Source organism: Verrucomicrobiaceae bacterium (assembly GCA_016713035.1).
In the GTDB taxonomy this organism is placed as follows: Bacteria; Verrucomicrobiota; Verrucomicrobiia; order Verrucomicrobiales; family Verrucomicrobiaceae; genus Prosthecobacter.
Genome location: JADJPW010000009.1, coordinates 148,763 through 172,171 on the forward strand (window position 1 = coordinate 148,763; position 23,409 = coordinate 172,171).

Consider the following 23,409-nt stretch of genomic DNA (forward strand, 5'->3'; position numbering starts at 1 on the left):
GATGTTGGACTGCCGTTTTCTGATTCATACTCCGCCTCAATATGCACAAGCTCCTCGCCTTTCTCCTGCTCGCTAGCTCTGCCGCCGCGCAGTACGCGACGAATCTCACGCTGCAAAAAAACAGCTTCCTGGTCAATGAGCCCGTCCTGGCCGTAGTGACGATCACAAACCGCTCTGGCGCAGATGTGATCCTCGGCGGCACTGGAGCGCGTGCGTGGATGCAGTTCACCTTCGAGGACGCTCAGGGCCGTGTGCTCGCTCCAGTGACCATCGGCTCGAAGGGGGCCATCTCGCTGAAGGCAGGCGGGACCACGCAGCACACCGTGGAGATCGAGGGGGCATCCGCCACCAGCTCGGTGGGCACTTATTATGCTCGCGGGGCCGTCTTTCATCCCCCCAGCGGCCAATATTATGAAACGAATCGTGCTCGCATCTCCGTGACAGACTCGAAGCCGATGTTTGATGAGGGATTCGGTGTGCCAAAGGGCTTCCCCTCCGCTGGCCGCGCACGCCGCTACCAGGCCATCATCTTCCGTGACATTGATAGTGTGACGCTCTACGCCCGCCTCGTGGATGATCGCACCAAAGAGAACCTGAGCACACGCCTACTCGGCCCGATCATGCACAGCATCCAGCCGCAGATGTCTGTGGATGCGAAAAACAACTTCCAGCTCCTCTTCATGGCTAGTCCTGGCATCTTCTGCCACACCACGGTGAAGCCGGATGGCAAAGTAGCCCGCCGCAGCTACTACAAAGACATCGAGGGCAGTCGCCCCACGATGGTCCTCACACGCGACGGGGCACGCATCGTCGGGGGAGAGTATTTTGACCCTGCGAAGCAGACGGATCCGAACAAAGGCATCCGTAAGTCCTCCGAGCGGCCCGACGGGCTCTGAGGCATGAAAAGAAAAAGCCGCAGCACGCTTTCGCGGGCTACGGCAGATGTTTTGGATGCTGAGGATGCCGTGATTAGACGATCTCGACGGGCTGCATGCCGAGCTTGGCGTAGTCATCAGGCTTGTAGCCGGGGATGGCGATGGGATACCAGCCGTCGGCGTTCGGTTTGACCGGGGCCTCTGTCTCTGCGGTGACGATGGCGGGCATGTGCTGCACCCTGGAGTTCAGCGCCTGATCCCAGGTGATGACCTGGCCGCTGTAGGTGGCCATACGGCCCATGATAGCGGTCATGGTGCTCTCTGCGCCGTAGTAGGCATTGTTGAGCGGCTTGTTGTTGAGAATGGCGTCCTGAAGCGTGTCATGCTCGACTTGGTAGGGGTTCGGATCGCCACCACCGGCATTGCGCTTGCCTTTACCTTTGCCCTCGCCAGCGGCGCGGTCTTCGCGTGCGGCGCGGTATTTCCAGATGGCGTTGCCTTTGTGGTCATTGGCGTAGCACTTGCCGCTGTTGTCGAGGTAGAGCTTGCCTTTGGTGCCGGTGAATTCCTCACGCACATCCGGCTTGGTGTTGCTCTGGTGACGGCACTGGCTGTTGACACGGACGCCGTTGGCATAGGTGAACTCGACGTAGTGGTGGTCATAAATCTGGCCCCATTTCTTGTCCACACGCTGCTGGCGACCGCCCATGCCGGCGGCTGTCTCTGGATGGCCACCGATGAACCAATTCGCGACGTCGATGTTATGGATGTGCTGCTCATTGATGTGATCGCCACAAAGCCAGGTGAAGTGGTACCAGTTGTTGCATTGGTACAAGAGCTCACTCATGCCGGGCTGCTTATCACGGAACCAGATGCCGCCACCGTTCCAGTAAACTTGGCCGGAGACGATGTCGCCGATGATGCCCTGGTCCTTCACCTGCTTCAGCGCATCGAGGTAGCAGTTCTGATAGCGGCGCTGGAGGCCGACGACGACTTTGAGATTCTTTTCATCGGCCACTTTGGCCATTTCGAGCACCTTGCGCACGCCGGGGCTGTCGGTAGCGACAGGCTTTTCCATGAAGACGTTTTTGCCGGCATTGATGGCGGCTTCGAAGTGGTAGGGGCGGAAACCAGGAGGCGTGGTGAGGATGACGAGGTCGCAGGTATCGAGGACTTTTTTGTAGCCTTCGACGCCGTCAAAGATGCGGTCATCGACCTGGACACGGTCTGCGTGCTTGTTGCGCAGGTTGGAGAGGGCTCCTTCCGCTTTTTCTTTGAAGGCATCGCAGATGGCGTGGAGGCGGAAGCCCTTGTTCGGAGTGGTCAGGGCCTGATCAGCGGCACCTGAGCCACGGCCGCCAGAGCCGATAAGGCCGATTTTGACTTCGTCGCTACCGGCCGCCCAGGCGGACTGAGCGACGGTGAGTGCGCTGGCAGCGCCAGCCGTGGTGGTGAGGAAATCGCGGCGTGAGGTGGCCGCAGGGGTGGATGGAGTAGTCATGGGTGGAGGGGAACGTCGTGAATGTTTGTGTTCTGTGTGCGAAAGAAGACTGATTTTAGGCTTGGAGCGCTTTCTTGATGACCTGGATGCCCTCTTCGTACACCTGCTCGGTGCTGGGGAAGAAGTCACGCCAGACGCGGGTGGCCGCGGCGAGGTCTGGCAGGGCGCTGCCGAAGGCCTCGATGGTCATCCAGCCGTCGTAGCCGATTTTTTTCAGGTGCTGGATCTGCTCGGTGATGTTGATGTGGCCACGGCCGGGGGTGCCGCGATCGTTTTCACTGATGTGGACGTGATTGAGCTTCCCAGAGGCGAAAACGGTGTCGATGGCCTTGATGGGGCATTTTTCCTCAATGTTCGCGTGGAAGGTATCATACATGGTGCCGAAGTTCGGGTGATCGACACGCTTCACGTAGCTGGCGGCCTGCTCCATGGTATTGAGCAAGTGGGACTCAAAGCGGTTCAGGGCCTCGATGGCGCATTTGACGCCAGCAGCTTGGGCGACAGGGGCGATGGCGCGATGCACCTCAGCGGCGTGATTGAGCTCCGCCTCAGTGGGGAAGGCACCAGTGAATTGGCCGAGCACTTGGTAATAAGGGCCGCAAAGGGTCTGCACGCCGGCATTGTGAGCGCATTCGAGCACGCGCTTCAGGTGGTCGATAGCGCCTTGGCGATTCGCCGCGACGGGGGAGATGGCATTGTGTGCCTCATCGGGCAGCACGGTGACAGCGGTGCATTGCAGGCCGTTGTCTTGGAGGACTTTGCCGATGCTGGAAAAGTGGGCGGGATTGCTCACATCAAAGATGGGCAGCTCGACGCCGTCGTAGCCGGCTTTCTTGAGTTTTTCGATGACGGGGTAATTAGCCTCGGTGACGTGGCCGGTATAAAGGAGGAGATTGAAGCCGATTTTCATATGTGGGGCCGGAAAGCTAGGGAGTTGAGCGCTAAATGGCAAGGAGAGAAGCGATCCCGCCGCCGCTCTGAGCTTGAAAGGGCCGTGGGCGACTCCATGATGCACCCCGCCACATGACCCTAGCCGACCTCCTCTCCCCCGACACGCTGAAACAACTCAAAGACGCCCTCCCGGTCGTGCTTTCACTCATCGTCATCGAGGGCCTACTGTCCGTGGACAATGCGCTAGCCATCGCCGCCATGGCACGGCACCTGGACGATAAAAAACGGGCTCTGGCGATGAATATCGGCTACATCGGCGCTTATGGCTTCCGCATCGTGGCGCTGCTGGTGGCCAGTTGGATCATCGCGAACCACTGGGTGATGTTCGCCGGGGCGATGTACCTCGTCTGGCTGATGTGTGCGCATTTCGTCGGTCAAAAAGGCATCGAGGAAGAAGAGGGCGAGGCTGTGAATGTGCATCACCGCACCTTCGGAGCCACGATCATGATGATCTCACTCATGGATCTGAGCCTCAGTGTGGACAATGTCGTCGCCGCCATCGCTCTGAGCCCCAAGGATCTGTGGCCCGTCTATGTCGGTGTGACCATCGGCATCATCGCCCTACGACTCATCGCAGGTGTGGCGGTGAAGATGATCGAGAAATACCCAGTCCTGGAGCACACCGCCTTCATCCTCGTCGGTTACGTGGGGCTGCTGCTGCTGGCAGAATTGCAGTTTCACCACTTTTTCGAGCACCTGACTCCCACCGAGCTGAAACTCTGGAAATTCGCCGGCATCCTCATTCTCACGGCACTCACGCTCGCCTGGTCCAAGTGGACCTGGCTGCAAAAACTGCTCCAACCGCTGCTACAGCTCATTTTGATCCCAATGAACGTCTTTGCCGCCATCGTCGGTGCGGTGCTCGTAGCGCTGACATGGCCCTTCCGCATGATTTGGAGTAAAATCCGGCCCCAAAAGGCCGCATAGCCCGTTTCTCCTACCGCTCCTCCGCCGTGAAACCCGATCCAGCCAGCCTCCCGCCCCAAGCTACGCTCGATGAGATCGGGAGCATGGCCACGATCGTGACGCAGTCGCCACCAGCCACTGCCCGCCATTTGCCTGCGGCAGGAGCGGAGACGATCGAGACCTCTCCCGATGCCCCCACCATCGCGGTGGCCAATCCCAGCCGCCAACTCCCCGCCGCGACGATGCACTCTGCCTCGTCCATGGCCTCCATGGGTGGCCAGAAGCGCCGCTCGACCAATCCAGGCGATGATGATGGCTGGATCAGTGATCGCTACCGCCTGCTCGATAAGCTGGGAGAGGGCGGCTTCGGTGTGGTTTACCGCGCAGAGCAGGTGAAGCCCATCCAGCGGCTCGTCGCGGTGAAGATTCTCAAAGCGGGCCTGGATAGCGCCATCGTGTTTGGCCGTTTCGCAGCGGAAAGGCAAACGCTGGCCCTCATGGAGCACCCGAACATCGCCCGCGTGCTCGATGCCGGTGAGACGGACAGCGGCATGCCCTACTTTGTCATGGAGCTGGTCAAAGGCCGCTCCATCACCAGCTACTGCACACAAAACGAGATCGATCTGCGCCACCGGCTGGAGCTTTTCGTGCCAGTTTGTCAGGCCGTGCATCATGCCCATCAAAAGGGGCATCATTCACCGCGATCTGAAGCCCTCCAACATCATGGTCTGTGATGAAGCGGGCAAAATCACCCCCAAAGTCATCGACTTCGGCATCGCCAAGGTGCTGGAGGGCCGCGATGCCTCCCAGGCAGACTTTACCGGCGTCGATCAACTCGTCGGCACCCCCGGCTACATCAGCCCCGAGCAGATCGAGCACGGCAGCAGCCATGTGGACACCCGCAGTGACGTCTATGCCCTCGGCGCGATCCTCTTTGAGCTCGTCTGCGGCAAAGCGCTCATCACACCTGCGGATATCGCCGCCAAGCCCATCCACGTGCTCCTGCGAGACCTCGCCGAGCGCGATGCCCCGAAGCCCAGCACCCACGCACCTGATCTGGCCGCAGACATCGACTGGATCGTGCTAAAGGCGCTGGAGCGAGACCCCGCACGCCGCTACAGCAGCGCCAATGAGCTCGCAGAGGACATCACCCGCTACCTCACCTGGGAGCCCATCACCGCCCGCCCACCGAGCAAGACCTACCTCATCAGCCGCTTCGTGCGTCGCCACCGCGTAGGCGTCTCTGCCAGTGCCGCCATCGCCTTTGCCGTGATCGCAGGCGGCATCACCAGCACCGCTCTCTACTTTCAATCCGAGCAAAATCGCAGCCGTGCCGAGCAAGCAGGGCAGGATCTGCGCAAAAGCTACAGCCGTGGCGATGAACAGATGGCACGCCAATACGCCGAGCGCGGCCAGTTCGCCCCGGCCACCGCCTACCTCACCCGCTCCCTACGCACCGACCCGCAGAACAGCCTCGCCAGCACGAATCTGCTCTCCCTGCTCTCCAACGTGCACCTCATGCGGCCCGTCACCGAGCAGCTACCCCTACCAGAGGGTGCGCAGGAGGCACATCTCACCGCCCTGAGCCGCCAGCAGGGCAAAGTGATCGCCGTGAGCACCATCATGTCCGGCATGCTCCAGGCCCCACTGCCGCCCGAGCGCCTCCCCCTGCATGAGGTCATCAGCATCTGGGACATCGCGAAGGGCGCAGCCACCCGCGCAGACCACCCGCTGCCAGAAGGCATCGAAGTCACCTGCCTCCAGATCACCGCCGATGGGAAATCCGCCATCATCGCCAAAACCGATGGCAGCGTCGAGCTCTGGTCCCTCAACAGCGACGGACAGCGCCGCGTCCTCGAACCCAAGATGCCCAGCCTCGTGCTCAGCATGGCCCTCAGTGCCGACGGCTCCACCCTCATCACCGGTAGCGAAAAAATCCCCACCAATGGAAACAAAGCCGCCTGCTTTGTGTGGGATCTCACCGCGCCAGAAAAGCCAGCGCGGCGCTTTGACCATGCACAGGCCGTCCTCTTTCTCGACATCGACTCCACCGGCACCACCGCCGTCGCAGCTAGCAATGAAGGCCTCGCTCAGGTCTGGGATCTCACCACCATGAAGCCCAGCGGGGCCCCCGTCGAGATGGACCAGAGCGACGGCGGCATCTCCGCCGTCTCCTTGCACACAGGCAGTAAAATCGTCGCCATCGGCACCAATGGCGGCACCGTCTTTGTCGGCAATTACGAGCAGGACATCCTCGCCGTCGATCCCCTGAAGCATCCCGGTGCCGTCCTCAGCACCCGACTCACCGCCGATGGCAAAACACTCTACGTCTCCGATGCCAGCGGCCACGTCCACACCTGGGATCTCGACAGCGAGCGTCCCCGTGACCCGCCGCACGGCCACGACGGCGAAATCAAAACCACCCTCATCGCCGAAGAGCGGGGCCTCGTCGCCAGCGTCTCCAAAAACGGCGACATCCAAGTCTGGGACACCCGCAGTGGCCAGCGCACCACACGCAACCTCCACCACAGCGTCTCCGCCGCCAGCATCTCCCCAGACGCATCCCTCCTCGCCTACGCACCCACTTTGCTCCCCTACGTCCAGGTCTGGAGCATCTATGAAAGCATGGCCACCCGCCGCTTCACCGATGCAGGGGAAAAGCAGCTCATCGAGCGCCCCCCCGCCCCAGAGAAAGCGCCCGACTTTGTCCGCCGCTCCGAAGCCGCCGCCTGGAACCGCCCCGCCACACACCTCATCGCCGCAGACAAAGAAGGCCACGTCGCCGTCTTCCAAGGCCAGGAATGCAAGCCCTACGGCACCCCCTTTACCCACGCACCCGCCGTCGGAGCCGCCATCCTCTCCAGTGATGCCGCACTCGCCATCACCTCCGGCCGCGACCGCATGGTCCGCGTCTGGGACGTGCAAACCGGCCGCCCCATCGCCGCCATGCAGCACGACAGCTTCGTCGAGGTGCTCGCCCTCTCCCCCGATGACCAGACCCTCGTCACCTTCACTGAAAAAGGCGACATGCTCCTCTGGCGAGTCCGCACCGGCGAAGGCCTCACCCCCGCCGTCCGCCACGCCACCGGCCCCGTGCAAGCACGCGTCTCGGACGATGGCAAAACCGTCCTCTTCCGTCTGCAAAACGCCGGGTGGTTCACCATGCCCATGCCCGCGCAAAATGCCGTCCTCCCCGAGTGGTTCCTGCAATTCGCCGAGGCCCTCGCCGGCAATCGACTCACCGAAGATGGCCGCATGGAATCGCTCGATCTCACCGCTTATCAGGCCGCAACAGCCGCCATACCCAAAACCGCCGCCCGCCCCGAAGAAACCGCCGCCACACGCCTCGCCCACTGGCTGCTCGAGTCCCCTGCCCGTCGTCCCCTAGCCCCCGAGCTCGACGAGCCCCTCCCCGACTACCTCGACTACCTCCGCGCCCACAGCGCCAGCAAAGAAGCCACCCGCGAGCTCCGCCGCCTGCAAAACCCCGGCGGCACTCCCTGAAGCAGCCCCCCCCACTCTGCCAACCCGCAGAAACCGCCCCGAGCGTCGGGCAAAAAATCTGCGCCTCGTCCTCGATCAAAGCACTCCGCCAGGTCAATCCATGGCCAATCGGTCAAGGCCATCGAAAAGGCGCCAGCGCCCCCAGCCCAGAGGACTGGAGCACTCCAGAAGGCTGCGCTCTCGAAAACCCCCGTGAATAGGCGCAGTTTAGCTCAGGGCGTGAGCTTCATTCCACCCCTGATCGTCGTCTTGCCATCAAAGTCTTTGCCCGTGTATTTGAGCGTGCTCGGATCAAACTTGAGGCTCGCTGTAGCACCCTTCGGCGAGACGATTTTCACGTCCCATCCATCGCAGGTCCACGCGAAGGCCGCGCCCTGATAATGATGAATGCCACTGCCATCTTCCTTCAGCGTGATCCAGGTGATGCCAGCCTCTCCCGCGTCCCATTCCCAGTCACAGGCCGCCAGCACCTTCTTGCGTTCCTCATCCGTCCTCGACCGCTGGGCGATTCGGACGAGCTCCGTCTTGAACCAATCATCGACCACCTTGCGCCTGACCTTCAGCTCCTTTTGCAGCTCCGCCACCGACTGGGCCTGAATGAAGCCAGGACAAACGGCCAACACGACAACGAGGAAGAGCAGAGTTTTCATGAGCAGGAGAGGTGCAGTGGAGCCGCTGAAGGTTCTAATCGAAAAGAGACTGCGGCGTCAATGAAGTAAGCAGCATGAGTCGGAGCCGACTTCGCGGCAGCGTCAAAAACACTCCTTGCCTGAGAACGTCTCTCGTATTTTCATGTCGGCATGGAAGACCCGGCCATCATGCCCCCAGCTCCGAGTAATGGCAGAACTTGGCTGTGGTGGATCGTCTCCACGGTTGTGCTTCCGAGCGTAGCTGGATCCATCTGCTCTTTGAATGAATTGACAGGATTCGCTGCTCTGATCATTGTCCTCACAGCCATCGGTATGCACCGAAATCTGAGCCGAGAGCTGCCGGGCATTCACGGATGCGCGGCTCTGTTCTTCTACTTCAGCGGCTGGGCACTGATCATGTTTTCGTTCTTCGTTGGTTGCATAGCAATCTGGGGGCCGATTAGCGTCAGATGAATATCGGCGATGACACCCAACACACACCAATCCGCTCTGCACCACTCCAAGGCCAAACTTAGTTCTGCATTGGGCTTGCTCTGGATCCTTTCGTCCATCGTTCTCCCGGCGTTGATTGGCGCCATCGAGGAAAACATGCAAAGCGAGCCTCCTGAGGCTGTTTTTTGGGGTGTGCCGATGGTTGTACTTTTGCTGCACGCGGTCGCATGCACGATGATCTGCCGTTTTAACCTCGGGTTGGGTTTGCTCGCTTTTTTCTTTGGCTGGATTCTCATGGTCTGCAGCTTTTTCGTCGGCTGCTACGCAACGTTCAGCCTCTGAAACTTCCCCATGCCCTCCACCCTACTCAAACGCACCACCTCGCGCTGTCCGCAGTGTTTGAAGCCGTGTCCAGCCACCGTCGAAAAGGAGGACGGCAAAGTGTTTCTCAAACGGCGCTGCGTGGCGCATGGGGAGCACACGGCCTGCATCGCGAGTGATGCGCGGTTTTACTGGCTAGCGACGGGGAAGGAGGAGAACCGCTGCTGTGCAGGTGGGGCGTGTTGCGATGCGGAGGGGAAAACAGCGGGCACGCTCGGGCGAAATGCAGAAGGACGCGGCACGGACCCGCTGGAGACGCTTTCCACCTGCCTGGCGCTCATCGAGATCGTGAATTCGTGCAATTTGGCCTGCCCGACGTGCTATGCGGACTCGCCGGTCGGTGTCGGCTCCAAGTTGGATGCGGTGCCGCTGGCGGACATCCAGCAGCGAGTGGAGAGCGTGATCGCGAGGAAAGGGAAGATCGAGATTTTGCAGCTTTCTGGCGGTGAACCGACGCTGCACCCGGAATTGGCCGAACTGTGCCGCTGGATCAAAAATCACGCGAAGATCGACTTTGCGCTGCTGAACACGAATGGCGTGCGTTTTGCCAAGGAACCGGAGTTTGGCCGCCAAATCGGCGAAATCTTCCGTGATGGCGGTTTGCAGGTCTATTTGCAGTTCGATGGCATGCAGGCCGAGGGCCAACATGAGCTGCGTGGAGCCGATCTGCGTGAAGTGAAGGCCAAAGCGCTGCAAAACCTCGCGGCGGCGAACATTCCCGTCACGCTGGCGATGACGGTGACGCCGCAAAACCTGCCGCAGCTCGGTGAGGTGATCCGATTCGGTCTGGCGGACGAAAACATCCACGGCATCACTTTTCAGCCCGAGTTCTGGAGCGGGCGTAGGCACAGCACGCAGCCACGCACGCGTCTGAACACGGCAGACATCCTCCTCGGCGCGGTGGAGCAATGCGGAGGGCAGTTGCGGTTCGAGGACTTCACGCCCCTACCCTGTGGTGATCCAAACTGTGCCACCATCGGCTACCTGATCCGCCGTGAGGGCAAGGTGTGGCCGGTGAGTGACTTCCTCGACTTTTCCAAGCTCCAAGGCTTCCTGCACGACAAGATGCACTACACGCTGGCAGACCTCGCTCGCTGTGGCTGTGAAAACGAACCGCTCGGTGAGCTGCTCAAAACGCTGGAGGCAACCCGCAGCATGGCCTTTCGCCTGATGGTGAAGCCCTTCATGGACGCGTGGACTTGGGACGAAGACCGCATCGACCGCTGCTGCACGCATGTGATCCGGCCGGATGGCAAGCTGGACTCCTTTTGCCGCTACTACTCCGGCTTTCCAGACACCCAGGCCGCGCTGTGAATGCTCCGCAACACACGCTGATCCCCGGCAGCCTCGCGTATGCGTTGGCGATGTCGGCAGGCATCCTCATCGGGGCCATCGCGTGGCATCGGCGACATCGTGGCAGGCCGGAGATGCTCGTCATTTACATCGGCGCACTCGTGGGTGCCTTTGCAGGAGCGAAGCTGGCCTATCTCTTCGCCGAAGGCTGGCTGGACTGGTCGCTGCGGACCGCTGGCTGCGCTTCGCGACGGGAAAGTCCGTATTGGGTGGCCTGCTCGGCGGTTACGCGGGTGTGGAGCTGGCGAAGAAGCTCGTCGGTCATAAAAGCTCCACGGGCGACGGCTTTGCACTCATCGTGCCGCTGGGGTTGGCGCTGGGGCGTGTGGGCTGCTACTTCCACGGCTGCTGCTTGGGAAAAAGCGGCTACGCAGGTGTCTTCGCTGCCCGTGGCGACCGCTGGCCAGCACCGCTCGTCGAGGGCGTGTTTCAGATCACGATGCTGGTGCTGCTATTTGAGCTGAGAAGGCGCGGCCTGCTGCGGGACAGGCTCATTTTCCTCTACTTCGCGGCCTATGGCCTGTTTCGCTACATGCATGAGTACATGCGAGAGACGCCAATGATGATCGCTGGCGTGAGTGGGTATCAAATCATCGCGCTGGTGCTAGCGGCAGTTGGTTTTCTCCAAGTGATGAGATTTCCGCGCCGCCGATGAAGACTTGGGGGGGGGGGGGGGGGCCGGCCTGGCGGCGGGGCGGGGGGGGGGGGGGGGCGGGGGGGCTGGCTGCGTTCCCTTTTTGCTTCACAATGCACGATCACGCGCGCGACGAGCCAGCTTGTCGGAGGAGGCGGGGGGTGTCTGGATGTGGCGCTTGCCATCCTGGAAGCGCCAGGCGCGGCCAGGGGGATGTTGCTGGTGGCTGCTCCCGCGCGGAATTCTGCCGCATGAGCCGGGATGGCAAGCAGTAGGATAAAAAAGAGTCTCTTCATGACTCCATCCAAGACGGACGGAGAGACGCCACGCTATCGGTGGAGGCAGAAAGACTGCTGCATGCTCGCAGCATCATCCCACGATGATGCCCTTCGCCTTCCGCTCTTTCTCGCGTTCGAGAAGGGGGATTTTTTCGGCGGTTTCGAGCACTTGGAGGCCCTGGTCGCCGATCTTGGAGAAGGTGAGGCCGCTCAGAGCGGGGACTTCGGCCGCGAGGCGACTGAAGACGTCTTCCACGCTGTGGAGGCCATTGCCGCCGCCGAGGGCGACGATGAGGTCGCGGAGGATTTCCCAGGTGTCATGGGCGTCGCCAGGGGTCTTGACGGCCTTGTTCAGGCGCTGGAGGCGACCGGTGACATTGATCATGCTGCCGCGCTTCTCGGCATACGCAGTGCCTGGTAGCACGACGTGGCTGAGCTCGGCACTCGCATTGGCCAAAAGGTGCAATGTGGCGATGAAGGGCACTTTTTCGAGATCGCGCTGCTGGAAGCCGACTTTGAGCAAATTCTCGCCAAGGGCCAAAACGCCACGAATGAGGCCACGGGACATTTTTTCCTGAATTTCGGCCAATTTGGAGCCTGGAGTGATTCCGAGGATGAGTTTCGCCCCGGTGGTGTTCGGGTTCAGATCGTCTGCGCGGAGGTAATTGTCCGCTCCGCCGCTGCGGGGGATGATGTCGAGCTGCGTGGTGCCGAGCTGGGCGGCGAGGTGCTTCACAAAGAAGAGTTCTTCATTGGTCATGCGTCCGCTGGCGATGATGGCGATCTCGTCGCCACGCAGGCCGCGCAGGGCCTCGGCGGTGGTGCTCAGAGCGGTCTTCCAGCTGGCGATTTGGTGTTTGCCGCCGGTTTTGACCATGGGGTCGGTGAGGCGGAACTCGCTATTCACGAAATGGAAGTCGAGGCGGCCACTGTCGCACATCCAGGTGGAGTTCACGTCGTTGTTCTCGCGTGGGGTCTGGCGGTAGATCGTATCGCCACGGGCACCGATTTCCATGTCGCAGCCACGTCCGCAGCCGGTGCAGATGCTGTTCGTCTCGGTGAGGAACCACACACGCTGCTGGAAGCGGAAGTCATTGCTGGTCAAAGCGCCGACGGGGCAGATATCGACGGTGTTGAGCGAGTAATTATGCTCCAGGCGCTTGCCGGGATGCACGGCGAGCGTGGTGTGGCTGCCGCGCTCGGTGAAGCCGAGCACGGGCTCATCGGCGATCTCGGCGGTGAAGCGGATGCAGCGGCTGCACATGATGCAGCGCTCGTCATCGAGCCGCACACGGGGACCGATGTCCACATTCTTCGGCTTTTTGACCTTGTCCTCGCGGAAGCGGCTTTCGCCTTTGCCGTGCTCGACGCTGAACTCCTGCAGGCGGCACTCGCCGGCCTGATCGCAGATGGGGCAATCGAGCGGGTGATTGATGAGGAGGAATTCCATCACGCCTTTGCGGCATTCCTGCGTGAGCACGCTGTCGGTGCGGATGCCCATGCCCTCAGCGACGGTGTTCGCACAGGCGATGACGGGACGCGGCATCCAGCCAATTTTGAGCATGCCGTGCTCGTCTTTCTCAGGCTCGGTGCCCGGTGCGGGGCGCGGGGGCATGCCCATTTCGACAAGGCACATGCGGCAGTTGCCGGGGGAAGAGAGCTTCGGGTGGTAGCAGTAGTGGGGGACCTCTTTTTGCACCTGCTTGCAGGCCTCGATCATGCGGGTGCCTTTGGGGAATTTGTGCCAAACGCCGTCGATTTGCACATTCACCATGTCGATAGGAGGTGGTGCGGCGGGAGTAGCGGGGGCTTCAGCAGGTGCAGGCATGAGCGAAAAGGGGAAAGGCGGGCGATTATCGGAGCGCAGGGGGGAGCGGCAACCCGATTTTGTGAAAAGTTTCACAAGGGGGGGGGGAGCCCCGGGGGGCAGCCTTGCCGGGGGGGGGGGGGGGGGGGGGGCCCCCCGGGGGGGGCGCGGGGGGGGGGGGGGGGGGGGGGGGGCCCCCCAGGCGGGGGGGGGGGCGCGGGGGGGGGGTGGGTGGGCGGCTTTTCGGGGGATACGCGGTCTGCCCTGGGCTGCTCTTTGCTCCGGGAGGGAGGACCTCCGCTCAGAAAATGCGTCCAGAGCAGAAATGCGGCATGACAGCCCGCTTCATTGACAATATGGCCGCATCACCTTGATTCCCTGCCTCATGTCCACCACCCCCACCGACTTTCCCTCCGTCATCACTCCGTCCAGCAGCTACATGGTCCCCACCGTCATCGAGTCCGAGGGACGTGGCGAGCGTGCCTACGACATCTACTCCCGCCTGCTGAAGGACCGCATCATCTTCCTCGGCGGCGAGGTGAATGACACCATGGCGAGCATCATCATCGCGCAGCTCCTCTTCCTCCAGATGCAGGATCCGAAAAAGGACATCAATATCTACGTCAACAGCCCCGGCGGCAGCGTCACCGCTGGACTCGCCATCTACGACACCATGCAGTTCCTCACCTGCGACGTCTGCACCTACAGCATCGGCCTCGTCGCCTCCATGGGTGCCGTCTTGCTCGCCGCAGGCACCAAAGGCAAGCGCTACGCCCTCCCGAACAGCGACATCATGATCCACCAGGTCTCCGGCGGCGCACGCGGCACCGCCAGCGATGTCGAGCGCACCGTGGAATACATGTTCAACCTCAAAAAGCGCCTCAACCGCATCCTCGCTCATCACACGGGCAAATCCGTCGAGCAGATCGAGCGTGACGCCGACCGTGACAACTACATGTCCGCCGCCCAAGCCGCCGAATACGGCCTCGTGGACAAAGTGCTCACCAGCAGCCGTGACCTCGCCGCTGCGGCCGAGGCGAAGTAAGGTGGGAGCCTAGCGGCCTCCATCTCGATGGGTCACCAAACCCTGACGGACAAAATCATGATTTTACCCCTCATGATTTTGTCGCAGGACCCATCTAGTTTGACGGGAATACGAATCCGTAGCGGGATCACGCGATCTCGACCCATGGGACAGCGTTTCGGCCATGAGCTTCCGCGTCCTTCCGCATGCACTATCCCGCCCTGACACTCTCCTGACGCAAGGATCTCCGCCGGAAGCCCGTTTTTTGCGGCCCCAAGTCCCCTCTTTGCCATGAAGAACCGTCTCCTCACTGCCGCGCTCGTTTTGTCTGCCGTTTCTGCCCCTGCGCAGATGCCGAAGAAGGACGAGGGCATCGACGCATCCAAGCCGGTGTCGTTTTACAAGCACATCCGCCCCATCTTCCAGGCGCAGTGCAATGGCTGCCACCAGCCAGCGAAGAAAAAGGGCGATTACATCATGACCGAGTTCGCCGCTCTGCTGAAAGGCGGCGAGGAGGCCGTCGCCGTGGTGCCGGGCAAGGCAGCGGAGTCAAATCTGCTCAAGCTCATCAAGCCCGATGCCCATGGCAAAGTGGAGATGCCGCAGAAAGCGGACCCGCTGCACGCCACGCAGATCGCACTCATCGAGCGCTGGATCAATGAGGGTGCGAAGGACGACACGCCCGCCTCTGCGAAAGCGCAATACGACATGGCGCATCCGCCCGTCTATGTCACCGCACCGGCCGTCACCTCCGTCGAATACTCACCCGATGGCACCATGATCGCCGTCGCGGGTTATCACGAGGTCTTGGTGCATAAGGCCGACGGCAGCGGCCTCGTCGCACGACTCGTGGGACTCGCCGAGCGCATCCAGAAGCTCGCTTGGTCGCCGGATGGCAAAAAAATCGCCGTCACCGGCGGCAGCCCCGCACGCATGGGCGAGATCCAGATCTGGGACGTCGCGGCGAAGAAGCTCGAGCTCTCCAAATCGCTCACCTTTGACACCATTTACGGAGCCAGCTGGTCCCCAGATGGCAAGCAACTCGCCTTCGGCTGCGCGGACAATGCCGTGCGTGCCATCGACACCGCCACTGGCAAAGAAACGCTCTTCATGGGTGGCCATAGCGATTGGGTGCTCGACACCGTGTGGGGCGTGGATGGCAAGCACGTCGTCTCCTGCGGTCGCGACATGAGCGTGAAGCTCACCGAGGTCGCCACGCAGCGCTTCGTCGATAATGTCACCTCCATCACCCCTGGAGCACTCAAAGGCGGCGTCCAGGTCCTCGCACGGCATCCGCAGCGCAATGAAGTCCTCATCGGCGGCACCGATGGCGTGCCCGCCATCTACCGCATGGAGCGCATCACGAAGCGCGTCATCGGTGACAATGCCAACCTCATCCGCAAATTCCCCGCCATGCAGGGCCGCATCTTCGGTGTGGACTTCGCACCCGATGGCAAGCGCATCGCCGCAGGTGCCTCCTTTGAGGGCACTGGCACCGTGAACATCTACACCAGCGAATACGACAGCACCTTGCCCGATGCAGTGAAGAAGATCGTCGAAACCGTGAACGGCAAAGGCAAAGAACTCGACGACTGGGTCACCCAAGGCGTGAAGCAGCTCTCCTCCACCGCCATCCCCGCTGGCATCTTCAGCGTCACCTTCTCACCCGATGGCAAAACCGTCGCCGCAGCCGGTCAGGACGGCCAGATCCGCCTGATCGAAGCCGCCACCGGCAAAATCACCCACCAATTCACCTCCGTCCCCCTAGTGAAGGAAAAAGCCCTCGCCGCCAGCGACGTCATCGCAGACGACACCGTCCGTGTAGAGGTCAAAAAAGACGACAAAGCGGAGGCCCTCACCCCAGGTCTCAAAGTCACCGCCATCGACGTCGAGCCGAAAAACGTCAAAATCGCCAAACCCACCGAGTACGCCCAGCTCATCATCACCGCCACCATGAGCGACGGCACCCGTGCCGACATCACCCGCATGGCCCAGCTCACCAGCACGAATGCCGCCGCACTCAGCGTCGATGCACGCGGCATGATCCGCCCCGGCAAAGACGGCAGCGGCCAGGTCAGCATCGCCTTCATGGGCCAGTCCACCAGCGTCCCCGTCAGCGTCAGCGGCATGAGTTTATCCCTCAAGCCCGACTACGTCCGCGACATCATGCCCATCGCCAGCAAGCTCGGCTGCAATCAGGGCACCTGCCACGGAGCCAAAGAGGGCAAAGCCGGCTTCAAGCTCTCCCTCCGTGGTTACGACCCCATCTACGACGTCCTCGCCTTCACCGATGAGCTCGGCAGCCGCCGCGCCAATGCCGCCTCCCCAGAGCACTCCCTCATGCTCCTGAAGGCCAGCGGCGCCGTCCCGCATGAGGGCGGCCAGCTCACCGTCCCCGGCGAGCTTTATTATGAAACCCTCAAAGCCTGGATCAGCCAAGGCGCACGCCTCGACCTGAAAACACCCCGCGTCGTCAGCATCGAGCTCTTCCCGAAAAATCCCGTCCTCGAGCGCATCGGCCACCGCCAGCAGATGCGTGTCATCGCACGCTACGCCGACGGCTACGTCAAAGACGTCACCGCAGAGGCCTTCATGGACAGTGGCAACGGCGACGTCATCGAAGCCGATAAAAAAGGCCTCATGACCAGCCTACGCCGTGGCGAGGCCGCCATCCTCGCCCGCTTTGAGGGAGCCTACGCCGCCACCACCATCACCGTCATGGGCGACCGCACTGGCTACACCTGGCAGCAGCCAGAGACGTGGAGCAAGATCGACGAGCTCGTCGCCCGCAAATGGCAGCGCATGAAAATCCAGCCCAGCGGCCTGTGCAGCGATGAAGACTTCCTCCGCCGCATCCACCTCGACCTCACCGGCCTCCCCCCGCAGCCCGAAGCCGTCGCCGCCTTCCTCGCCGACAATCGTGACACCCGCACCAAGCGCAACGCCATCATCGACCAGCTCATCGGCAATCCCGACTTCATCGACCACTGGTCCAACAAATGGGCCGACATGCTCCAAGTGAACTCCAAATTCCTCGGCACCGAAGGCGTCTCCATCCTACGCGGCTGGATCAAGCAGCAAGTCGCTGACAACACCCCATACGACCGCATGGCCTACCGCATCATCACCGCCACCGGCTCCAACAAAGAAAACCCCGCCGCCGCCTACTTCAAAACCGTCCGCACCCCCGAAGAACTCGTCGAAAACACCACGCATCTGTTTTTAGCCACCCGCTTCAACTGCAACAAATGCCACGATCACCCCTTTGAAAAATGGACCTGGGACCAATATTACCAGACCGCCGCCTACTTCGCCCAAGTCGATCTCAAAGGTGATCCCGCCGCCGCAGGCAAAACCATCGGTGGCACCGCCGTCGAAGGAGCGAAGCCACTCTTCGAAATCGTCGCCGACAAAAAAGACGGCGAAATGAACCACCTCCGCACCAATAAGCCCGTCGCCCCGCAGGTGCCCTTTGATGCCCAGCTCGTCAGCAAGACCGCCACCTCCCGCCGCGAGCAATTCGCCACCTGGATGACCAGCCCAGAAAACGACTACTTCGCCATGAGCTACGCCAACCGCATCTGGGGCTACCTCACCGGCACCGGCGTCATCGAGCCCCTCGATGACATCCGCGCGGGCAATCCCCCCAGCAACCCAGAGCTCCTCCAGCACCTCACCACCGAATTCATCCAGAGCGGCTTCAACGTCCGCCACCTCATGAAACTCATCGTCCAGAGCCGCACCTACCAGCTCACCCTCGCCACCAACAAATGGAACGAAGACGACAAAACCAACTACAGCCACGCCAAAGCACGCCGCCTCCCCGCCGAAGTCCTCTTTGACTCCGTCTTCGCCGCCACCGGCAGCATGCCAAACATCCCCGGCGTCCCCAAAGGCACCCGCGCCGCCCAGCTCATCGACGGCCAGACCCAGCTCCCAGACGGCTTCCTCACCAACTTCGGCAAACCCGCCCGTGAATCCGTCTGCGAATGCGAGCGCAGCAACGAAGTCAATCTCGGCCCCGTCATGGCCCTCATGAGCGGCCCCACCGTCGGTGATGCCATCAGTGATCCCGCCAACGCTATCGCCAAACTCACCGCCGAAATCGCCGACGACAAAAAACTCATCGACGCCGTCTTCATGCGCATCCTCAACCGCCACGCCACGGAGAAGGAAATCAGCGCCGCACTCCAAAGCATGGCCGGACTCGACTCCGAGCACAAAAACCTCGCCGCAGCCCACCAGACCAAAGAAGCCGAGCAAAAACCCCACATCGAAAACGCCGAAAAACAGCGCCTCACCGCCATCCAAGCCGCCGAAGCCGAACTCAAGGCCTACCAGGCCAAAATCGCCCCCGAAAACGCCAAAAAAGAAGCCGCACGCCAAGCCAGCATCAAAGCCGCCGAAGCCAAAGTAAAAACCACCTTCGACACCGCGCCCATGAATCAGCCCAAATGGGAAAACTACCTCGATCTCACCACCGAGTGGCACGTACTCGACCTCAAAGCCCAGCGAGCCGGCGGCGTCGAAAAACTCGAAAACCTCCCCGATGGCAGCCTCCTCGCCACCCCCATGCCCGAAGGCAAGCAAACCACCGGAAACTACCTCCTCCTCGGCAAAACCAGCCTCCAAAACATCACCGGCATCAAACTCGAAATGCTCCCCGATGACCGCCTCCCCGCCAACGGCCCCGGATTGGCCCCAGACGGCAATTTCGTCCTCGGCGAGCTCGTCGTCACCACCGACGCCGCAGACGCCAAACGCCGTCGCGGCTCCGGCATCGCCCAAACCCTCAAAAACCCCAAAGCCGACTTCGAGCAAGACAACTTCCCGATTGGTGAAGCCCTCAAAAAAGGCAATCGCGACCGCGGCTGGGCCGTCAGCCCCGACACCGGCTTCCGCCACGAAGCCATCTTCAGCTTTGAAAAGCCCATCAGCAACGAAGGCGGCACCTCCTTCAGCATCCAGATGACCAGCAACTTCCAAAACGGCAAATACAACCCCGGCCGCTTCCGCCTCTGGGTCACGAACAGCCCCACCGTCCGCTTCGGCGTCCCCGCCGATGTCGCCGCCGCCCTGAAGGCCGCCAAACGCACCCCCGAGCAGCTCGCCACCCTCACCGCCCACTTCCTCAACCAGTTCCGCGACTACCAATCGCAGAAAAAGGCCCTCGCCACCGCCAAAAAGCCCCTCCCCATCGATCCCCAGCTCATCGCCCTCCAAGCCAAGCACACCGACACCCAAAAGCCCATCGTCCTCGACCCCAAACTCATCCAACTCCGCCGCGACACCGACCTCAGCGCCAAACAGCTCACCAACAAGCGCCTCACCGCCGCCCAAGACCTCGCCTGGGCCCTCATCAATTCACCAGCGTTCTTGTTTAATCATTGAGTCAATTACCGATGTGAATGATCCTTCCGACAAAGAAGCCGAATTGCAGCGCAGATTAAATCCACCAGTCTGGCGTGAAGGCTTCTTCTGGGTCGGTATGCTATGGGCCGGAATCGTGTTGTTACAGGCGCTTACCAGAAGTACATCTCAGCATTCTTATCTGGCAGTCTTTACGTCCTGTATGTTTTTCATTAGTGCTCATGAGCAGTTAGCGAAAAAGCGAATGAAGGCCATGCTCGACTGGATCGAGTTCAAAAAGACCCAAGACAAGCCGCAGTGCTAATACTGTCGCGCCAGCCTCGTGGAACCAGAGCGCAGCGGAGATAGACAGCACGTATTGCTGCCCGTAAGGTGATCGAAGCGAATCAATGCGGCGGCAAGCGTCAGCGCGACACCGCTGTCGCGTCTAGGCTCACCATCCCCACAACTCCGGCTTGGCTCTCAATGTAATGAGCAGAAATTGGGTTAATCCATCACCCAAACCGCCCAGCGTTTACGATTCTTTTCAGCGAACAGGTAACTCATACCCAAAGGCCCTTTGACCGCATCCTTGTTTGCCTCCCAAAAATAAATCAGATCAGGATGCCATGGCGCAGACTTGCTAAAAATTTCTCTGGCTCGCCTAATGCCTTGGTCAGCCATCTGAATAAGCTCATCATCATTAAGCGCCCATCCCCGAGCTATGACCAAGCGGTCAAAATCCGACGGCTCACCTTCCAGCAGCCAGAGGCCCCGACGGTCTTGAAGTCCCAGTCCGTGTTGGGCGAGAACGAGGTTTGCGTTTGAAGGCAAAGGAACGCCAACGGCCTGTTCAAACCACTTTCGTTCTCCACTCGGACTCAATGCAGTCATTGATGAGCTGAGAACGTAAAAGAAGAAGATCAACGCTGGAATCTGCGAACACAACGACCTCCAACGAAGCGGCGTCTTTAGCAAACGAAGGATGAGTATGAGAAGCGCTTGAATAGGCCCAGCAAAAAAGACAAACGCCAAACCGCCAAAAACAAATGCTGAGAAGATACCAGCCTCAATCCGCTGTGCATACGAATCCGCCAGTGTGAACCGAAGAAACATGGAAATACCAGCAGCGGAGGCACACACGAGAAACGAGCAAAAAAAGCCTACCCAAATACGCTCGAACCAGCGGATTGGTGGATTTGGCTGATTGGTTGTCATGACACCATGATCCCGGATCGCTCTTGATTCAGCAATCACAAAAACCGCGCCGTGCGGCTCACTTTGCTCTTCTTCACCTCCTCAGGCGTTCCTGCCACCTTGGAGGCCGATGTCTCGCGCCAGCGTCGTGGAATCGGAGCGAAGCGGAGATAGACAGCACGAAGTGCTGCCCGAAGGGTGAGCAAAGCGAATCAATGCGGTGGCAAAGGGGCAAGGCGCAGCCTTGCCCCGCCGACACCGCTGTCGAGCGCGGGAAGAATACTCTCCGGCCTTTGCGCGCCGTGCGGCACACGACAGCGGTGTCGCGCCAAGGCTTGCCACCGCACTTCACGACGCTGGCGCGGATGGCGGTCGCACGTGAAGGCTTGAAATCATAAGCCCGATTTGTTATCAACCGCGAGCTTATGAACCTTTTCAAACCGAAGCCAAAGCCTGCGCCGTTGACGCTCAAAGAACGTGTTGCCGAATTTTGGAAGTGGTTCGCAACTACTGCAGAACGATTCTACGCCACAATTGAAGACAAAAAGTGTGCGGATCTTCAGCCCGAGACAACTGAAGCGATGAAAAAATGGATGGGAGGCATGTCCTGGGTTTATGGGCCTGGCGAAAACAAAATCGGCCACTCACTCACACTCACCGGAGAAGGCCAGCTTGAGAAACAGTTCATTGCTGAATACTGGCTTAGCCAAGCTCCCAAGCTAGAAGGCTGGACGTTCTATTCTTCGCGTCAGCCGTCAGGAAATGAGGATTGGGGGTTCACGCTGCGGCTTCGTGATATGGATGAAAAATTCAAACCCATTGAGTTCTGGGTCTTCCCTTATGTGAACAAGGGTACCGAAAAAATAGACATCGCCGTGTGGCATCCGGGCATTCATCGTCTTCCTGAGAAAACACGATTCATGGCTCTATTCCTGATTTTGGATGAATTGCTTGGCGAACACGGAACTCAGAACTGGATTGGCGAAATCAAGTTCTCCGAAGAACACCTCAAGAGGTCGATTCCCATCGCGGAGCTACCCGAACTGATGCAGGCCACGGAAAAGAGCAGGAGGGGAAGAAATATCCGGCCACTGAAATGTACTCTGGTTATAAATTGAAACCTCAAGAGTCCGAATATCTGCGCAGCGATACGATCGCGGGCATGACGCGTTACTTTGGTCTGATTGGCGACTACCTTGATGCGAACGGGCCATGCGATCATCCCTTCCCTGGAGTAGGTGTCGATTATGTCTTTGCAGCAGTGCCGACCTCGTATTTTCCAAAAGGTGGACAAGTGGAGGCTCGCGGAATAATTGAGGATGAGATCATTGAGGCTTTTGATGCCACGGGGGCCGGAATCTCACTCGGAGGAGCATCTGGGGACCAAAACTGCTACTTGGACTTCGCCATCTATGACGGAGAGCGCAGCTTGGAGATCATCAAGACGGTGCTGCGCAAACATCGTGTGCCTAGACCGACTCTCAAAAAGGATGTCATAAACGCGTCTTTGGGCGGCACTGGGACTGAAGGATGGATGGCTGGTCGAACAAAGAGCGTAGGGACTCGATGATACGGTCCTGAAGTTGCTCGGAAGTCTTGGCGATCCAGCCGTTGAACCAGTCGGCCTTCATGCGCAGCCACAAGCGTTCGATGGCGTTGAGATCGGGCGAGCGTGGTGGCAGATACTCGGGCTCAAAGTGGTGCCAGTTAAGACTCTTGGTCTTGTGCCATGAGGCGTTGTCGAGCACCAGGATGGCGCGGCGTCCTGCCACGTGCGGATTCTCCTCAGCTAGAGTGTCAAGGAACACCTGAAAGTGACGCTGTCGCACAGGTTGAAGAGCAGTGCGCCGAGCCTTCCATCTTTGGGCCGCACTGCGCCAAACACATTGTAGCGGATGTGCTCGCCGAGATAAGGTGAGTGGCGCACCTTGCCGATCTTGGTCAGGTGCGGCGCGGGCGCGGATCGCCTTCAAAGCCGCTTTCGTCGCTGAACCACAGGTCGACGCTCGGATCGGCCACCCAGCGCTGGAGCTTTTGGCAGAAGGCTTGGCGCTTGTCCTCATCCTGGTTGAGCGGCCAGGGGCGCGGAACTTTGAGGCGGTAATCGTGCTCGTGGAGATAGCGCACGGTGGTGCTGTAGCGAGCTGCGTTTGCAGGTTCTGCTTGATCCAGCCGTGCAACTTCACCGCAGTCAGTGGCTCTTCCAGCCAGCGACGGATCTTCGATGAGAGGCAGAATTTTTTCGTTCACTTGTTCCTTGGGCAGGATTCGGCGACGCCGCTGCTACGCCAGGAATGAGACCATCAAGGCCGGCGAGATTGAAGGCTTGGATAAAGCGCAAAACCTGCCGCAGGCTGAAGCCTGAGAGGTCAGCGACTTGCTCGCGGCTCTTGCCTTCATAAAGCCAGCGCAGCGCAAACCGACGAAAGCCCTTCTTCGTGGGTGAGCAATCCATCGCCACGACCTCTTCCAAGGTCGCGTTTTCGAGATTGAGTGTGATGCACGGGCGGGCCACCGCCGCCTATTAATTACCGCAATTCTAAAAAGTACAGCCTCAATATGACATT

Annotated in this window: 19 protein-coding genes; 11 read left to right on the forward strand and 8 right to left on the reverse strand. The window is 60.4% G+C overall.

Going from position 1 to position 23,409, the window contains the following annotated elements; genetic code table 11:
• Positions 1-41: 41 nt before the first annotated feature.
• The gene (locus IPK32_22040; protein MBK8094569.1) at positions 42-896 is read left to right on the forward strand and encodes a hypothetical protein; all 855 of its coding nucleotides are present in this window, start codon (positions 42-44) and stop codon (positions 894-896) included.
• 73 nt (positions 897-969) lie between these two features.
• On the opposite strand, the gene IPK32_22045 is transcribed toward IPK32_22040, so the two are convergent.
• Complete coding sequence (locus tag IPK32_22045) at positions 970-2,376, reverse strand: Gfo/Idh/MocA family oxidoreductase (GenBank protein MBK8094570.1); 1,407 nt, start codon at positions 2,374-2,376, stop codon at positions 970-972.
• Positions 2,377-2,431: 55 nt separating this feature from the next.
• A complete protein-coding gene (locus IPK32_22050) occupies positions 2,432-3,286 on the reverse strand; it encodes a sugar phosphate isomerase/epimerase (GenBank protein ID MBK8094571.1) in 855 nt (284 codons plus the stop codon).
• Positions 3,287-3,399: 113 nt separating this feature from the next.
• On the opposite strand from IPK32_22050, the gene IPK32_22055 reads away from it, so the two are divergent.
• Genes IPK32_22055 through IPK32_22065 form a run of 3 tightly spaced genes read left to right on the forward strand, consistent with a single transcriptional unit; the run spans position 3,400 to position 7,737 of the window.
• The gene (locus tag IPK32_22055) at positions 3,400-4,254 is read left to right on the forward strand and encodes a hypothetical protein (GenBank protein MBK8094572.1); all 855 of its coding nucleotides are present in this window, start codon (positions 3,400-3,402) and stop codon (positions 4,252-4,254) included.
• A gap of 26 nt (positions 4,255-4,280) precedes the next feature.
• A complete protein-coding gene (locus IPK32_22060; GenBank protein ID MBK8094573.1) occupies positions 4,281-4,967 on the forward strand; it encodes a protein kinase in 687 nt (228 codons plus the stop codon).
• Positions 4,906-7,737 (forward strand): protein kinase, encoded by a 2,832-nt coding sequence (locus IPK32_22065; protein MBK8094574.1) that lies wholly within the window; start codon positions 4,906-4,908, stop codon positions 7,735-7,737. Before IPK32_22060 ends, IPK32_22065 begins: the two co-directional genes overlap by 62 nt.
• Positions 7,738-7,949: 212 nt before the next feature.
• Here IPK32_22065 and IPK32_22070 read toward each other — a convergent pair whose 3' ends face one another.
• Positions 7,950-8,387, reverse strand: coding sequence for a hypothetical protein (locus tag IPK32_22070; GenBank protein MBK8094575.1), 438 nt, complete (start codon positions 8,385-8,387; stop codon positions 7,950-7,952).
• Positions 8,388-8,849: 462 nt separating this feature from the next.
• Here IPK32_22070 and IPK32_22075 point away from each other — a divergent pair, with 462 nt between their 5' ends.
• The 3 genes from IPK32_22075 to IPK32_22085 all read left to right on the forward strand — a co-directional run bounded on the left by IPK32_22075 (position 8,850) and on the right by IPK32_22085 (position 11,208).
• Positions 8,850-9,161 (forward strand): hypothetical protein, encoded by a 312-nt coding sequence (locus tag IPK32_22075; GenBank protein ID MBK8094576.1) that lies wholly within the window; start codon positions 8,850-8,852, stop codon positions 9,159-9,161.
• A 9-nt stretch (positions 9,162-9,170) separates the two neighbouring features.
• Positions 9,171-10,514, forward strand: coding sequence for a radical SAM protein (locus tag IPK32_22080; protein ID MBK8094577.1), 1,344 nt, complete (start codon positions 9,171-9,173; stop codon positions 10,512-10,514).
• A 244-nt stretch (positions 10,515-10,758) separates the two neighbouring features.
• Entirely contained in the window at positions 10,759-11,208 is a 450-nt protein-coding gene (locus IPK32_22085) for a prolipoprotein diacylglyceryl transferase (GenBank protein ID MBK8094578.1), read from the forward strand.
• Positions 11,209-11,556: 348 nt separating this feature from the next.
• On the opposite strand, the gene IPK32_22090 is transcribed toward IPK32_22085, so the two are convergent.
• Positions 11,557-13,293, reverse strand: a complete 1,737-nt coding sequence (locus IPK32_22090; protein ID MBK8094579.1) for a molybdopterin-dependent oxidoreductase — start codon at positions 13,291-13,293, stop codon at positions 11,557-11,559.
• A gap of 364 nt (positions 13,294-13,657) precedes the next feature.
• On the opposite strand from IPK32_22090, the gene IPK32_22095 reads away from it, so the two are divergent.
• The 3 genes from IPK32_22095 (at position 13,658) to IPK32_22105 (ending at position 19,970) form a co-directional block, all read left to right on the forward strand.
• Positions 13,658-14,317 carry an ATP-dependent Clp protease proteolytic subunit gene (locus IPK32_22095; protein ID MBK8094580.1) on the forward strand — a complete coding sequence of 220 codons (660 nt, stop codon included), beginning with the start codon at positions 13,658-13,660 and terminating at the stop codon, positions 14,315-14,317.
• A gap of 270 nt (positions 14,318-14,587) precedes the next feature.
• Positions 14,588-19,687 carry a DUF1553 domain-containing protein gene (locus tag IPK32_22100; protein ID MBK8094581.1) on the forward strand — a complete coding sequence of 1,700 codons (5,100 nt, stop codon included), beginning with the start codon at positions 14,588-14,590 and terminating at the stop codon, positions 19,685-19,687.
• 13 nt (positions 19,688-19,700) lie between these two features.
• Positions 19,701-19,970, forward strand: coding sequence for a hypothetical protein (locus IPK32_22105; GenBank protein ID MBK8094582.1), 270 nt, complete (start codon positions 19,701-19,703; stop codon positions 19,968-19,970).
• Between the two features lie 182 nt (positions 19,971-20,152).
• On the opposite strand, the gene IPK32_22110 is transcribed toward IPK32_22105, so the two are convergent.
• Positions 20,153-20,863: a hypothetical protein gene (locus IPK32_22110; protein MBK8094583.1), complete on the reverse strand. Its 711-nt coding sequence runs from the start codon at positions 20,861-20,863 to the stop codon at positions 20,153-20,155.
• A gap of 404 nt (positions 20,864-21,267) precedes the next feature.
• On the opposite strand from IPK32_22110, the gene IPK32_22115 reads away from it, so the two are divergent.
• The gene (locus IPK32_22115; GenBank protein MBK8094584.1) at positions 21,268-21,960 is read left to right on the forward strand and encodes a hypothetical protein; all 693 of its coding nucleotides are present in this window, start codon (positions 21,268-21,270) and stop codon (positions 21,958-21,960) included.
• Between the two features lie 375 nt (positions 21,961-22,335).
• On the opposite strand, the gene IPK32_22120 is transcribed toward IPK32_22115, so the two are convergent.
• From IPK32_22120 to IPK32_22130, 3 genes are all read right to left on the reverse strand, one after another.
• Positions 22,336-22,650: a transposase gene (locus IPK32_22120; protein ID MBK8094585.1), complete on the reverse strand. Its 315-nt coding sequence runs from the start codon at positions 22,648-22,650 to the stop codon at positions 22,336-22,338.
• Positions 22,651-22,783: 133 nt separating this feature from the next.
• The gene (locus IPK32_22125) at positions 22,784-22,969 is read right to left on the reverse strand and encodes a winged helix-turn-helix domain-containing protein (GenBank protein ID MBK8094586.1); all 186 of its coding nucleotides are present in this window, start codon (positions 22,967-22,969) and stop codon (positions 22,784-22,786) included.
• Positions 22,970-23,033: 64 nt separating this feature from the next.
• Complete coding sequence (locus IPK32_22130; protein MBK8094587.1) at positions 23,034-23,357, reverse strand: helix-turn-helix domain-containing protein; 324 nt, start codon at positions 23,355-23,357, stop codon at positions 23,034-23,036.
• Positions 23,358-23,409 lie beyond the last annotated feature (52 nt).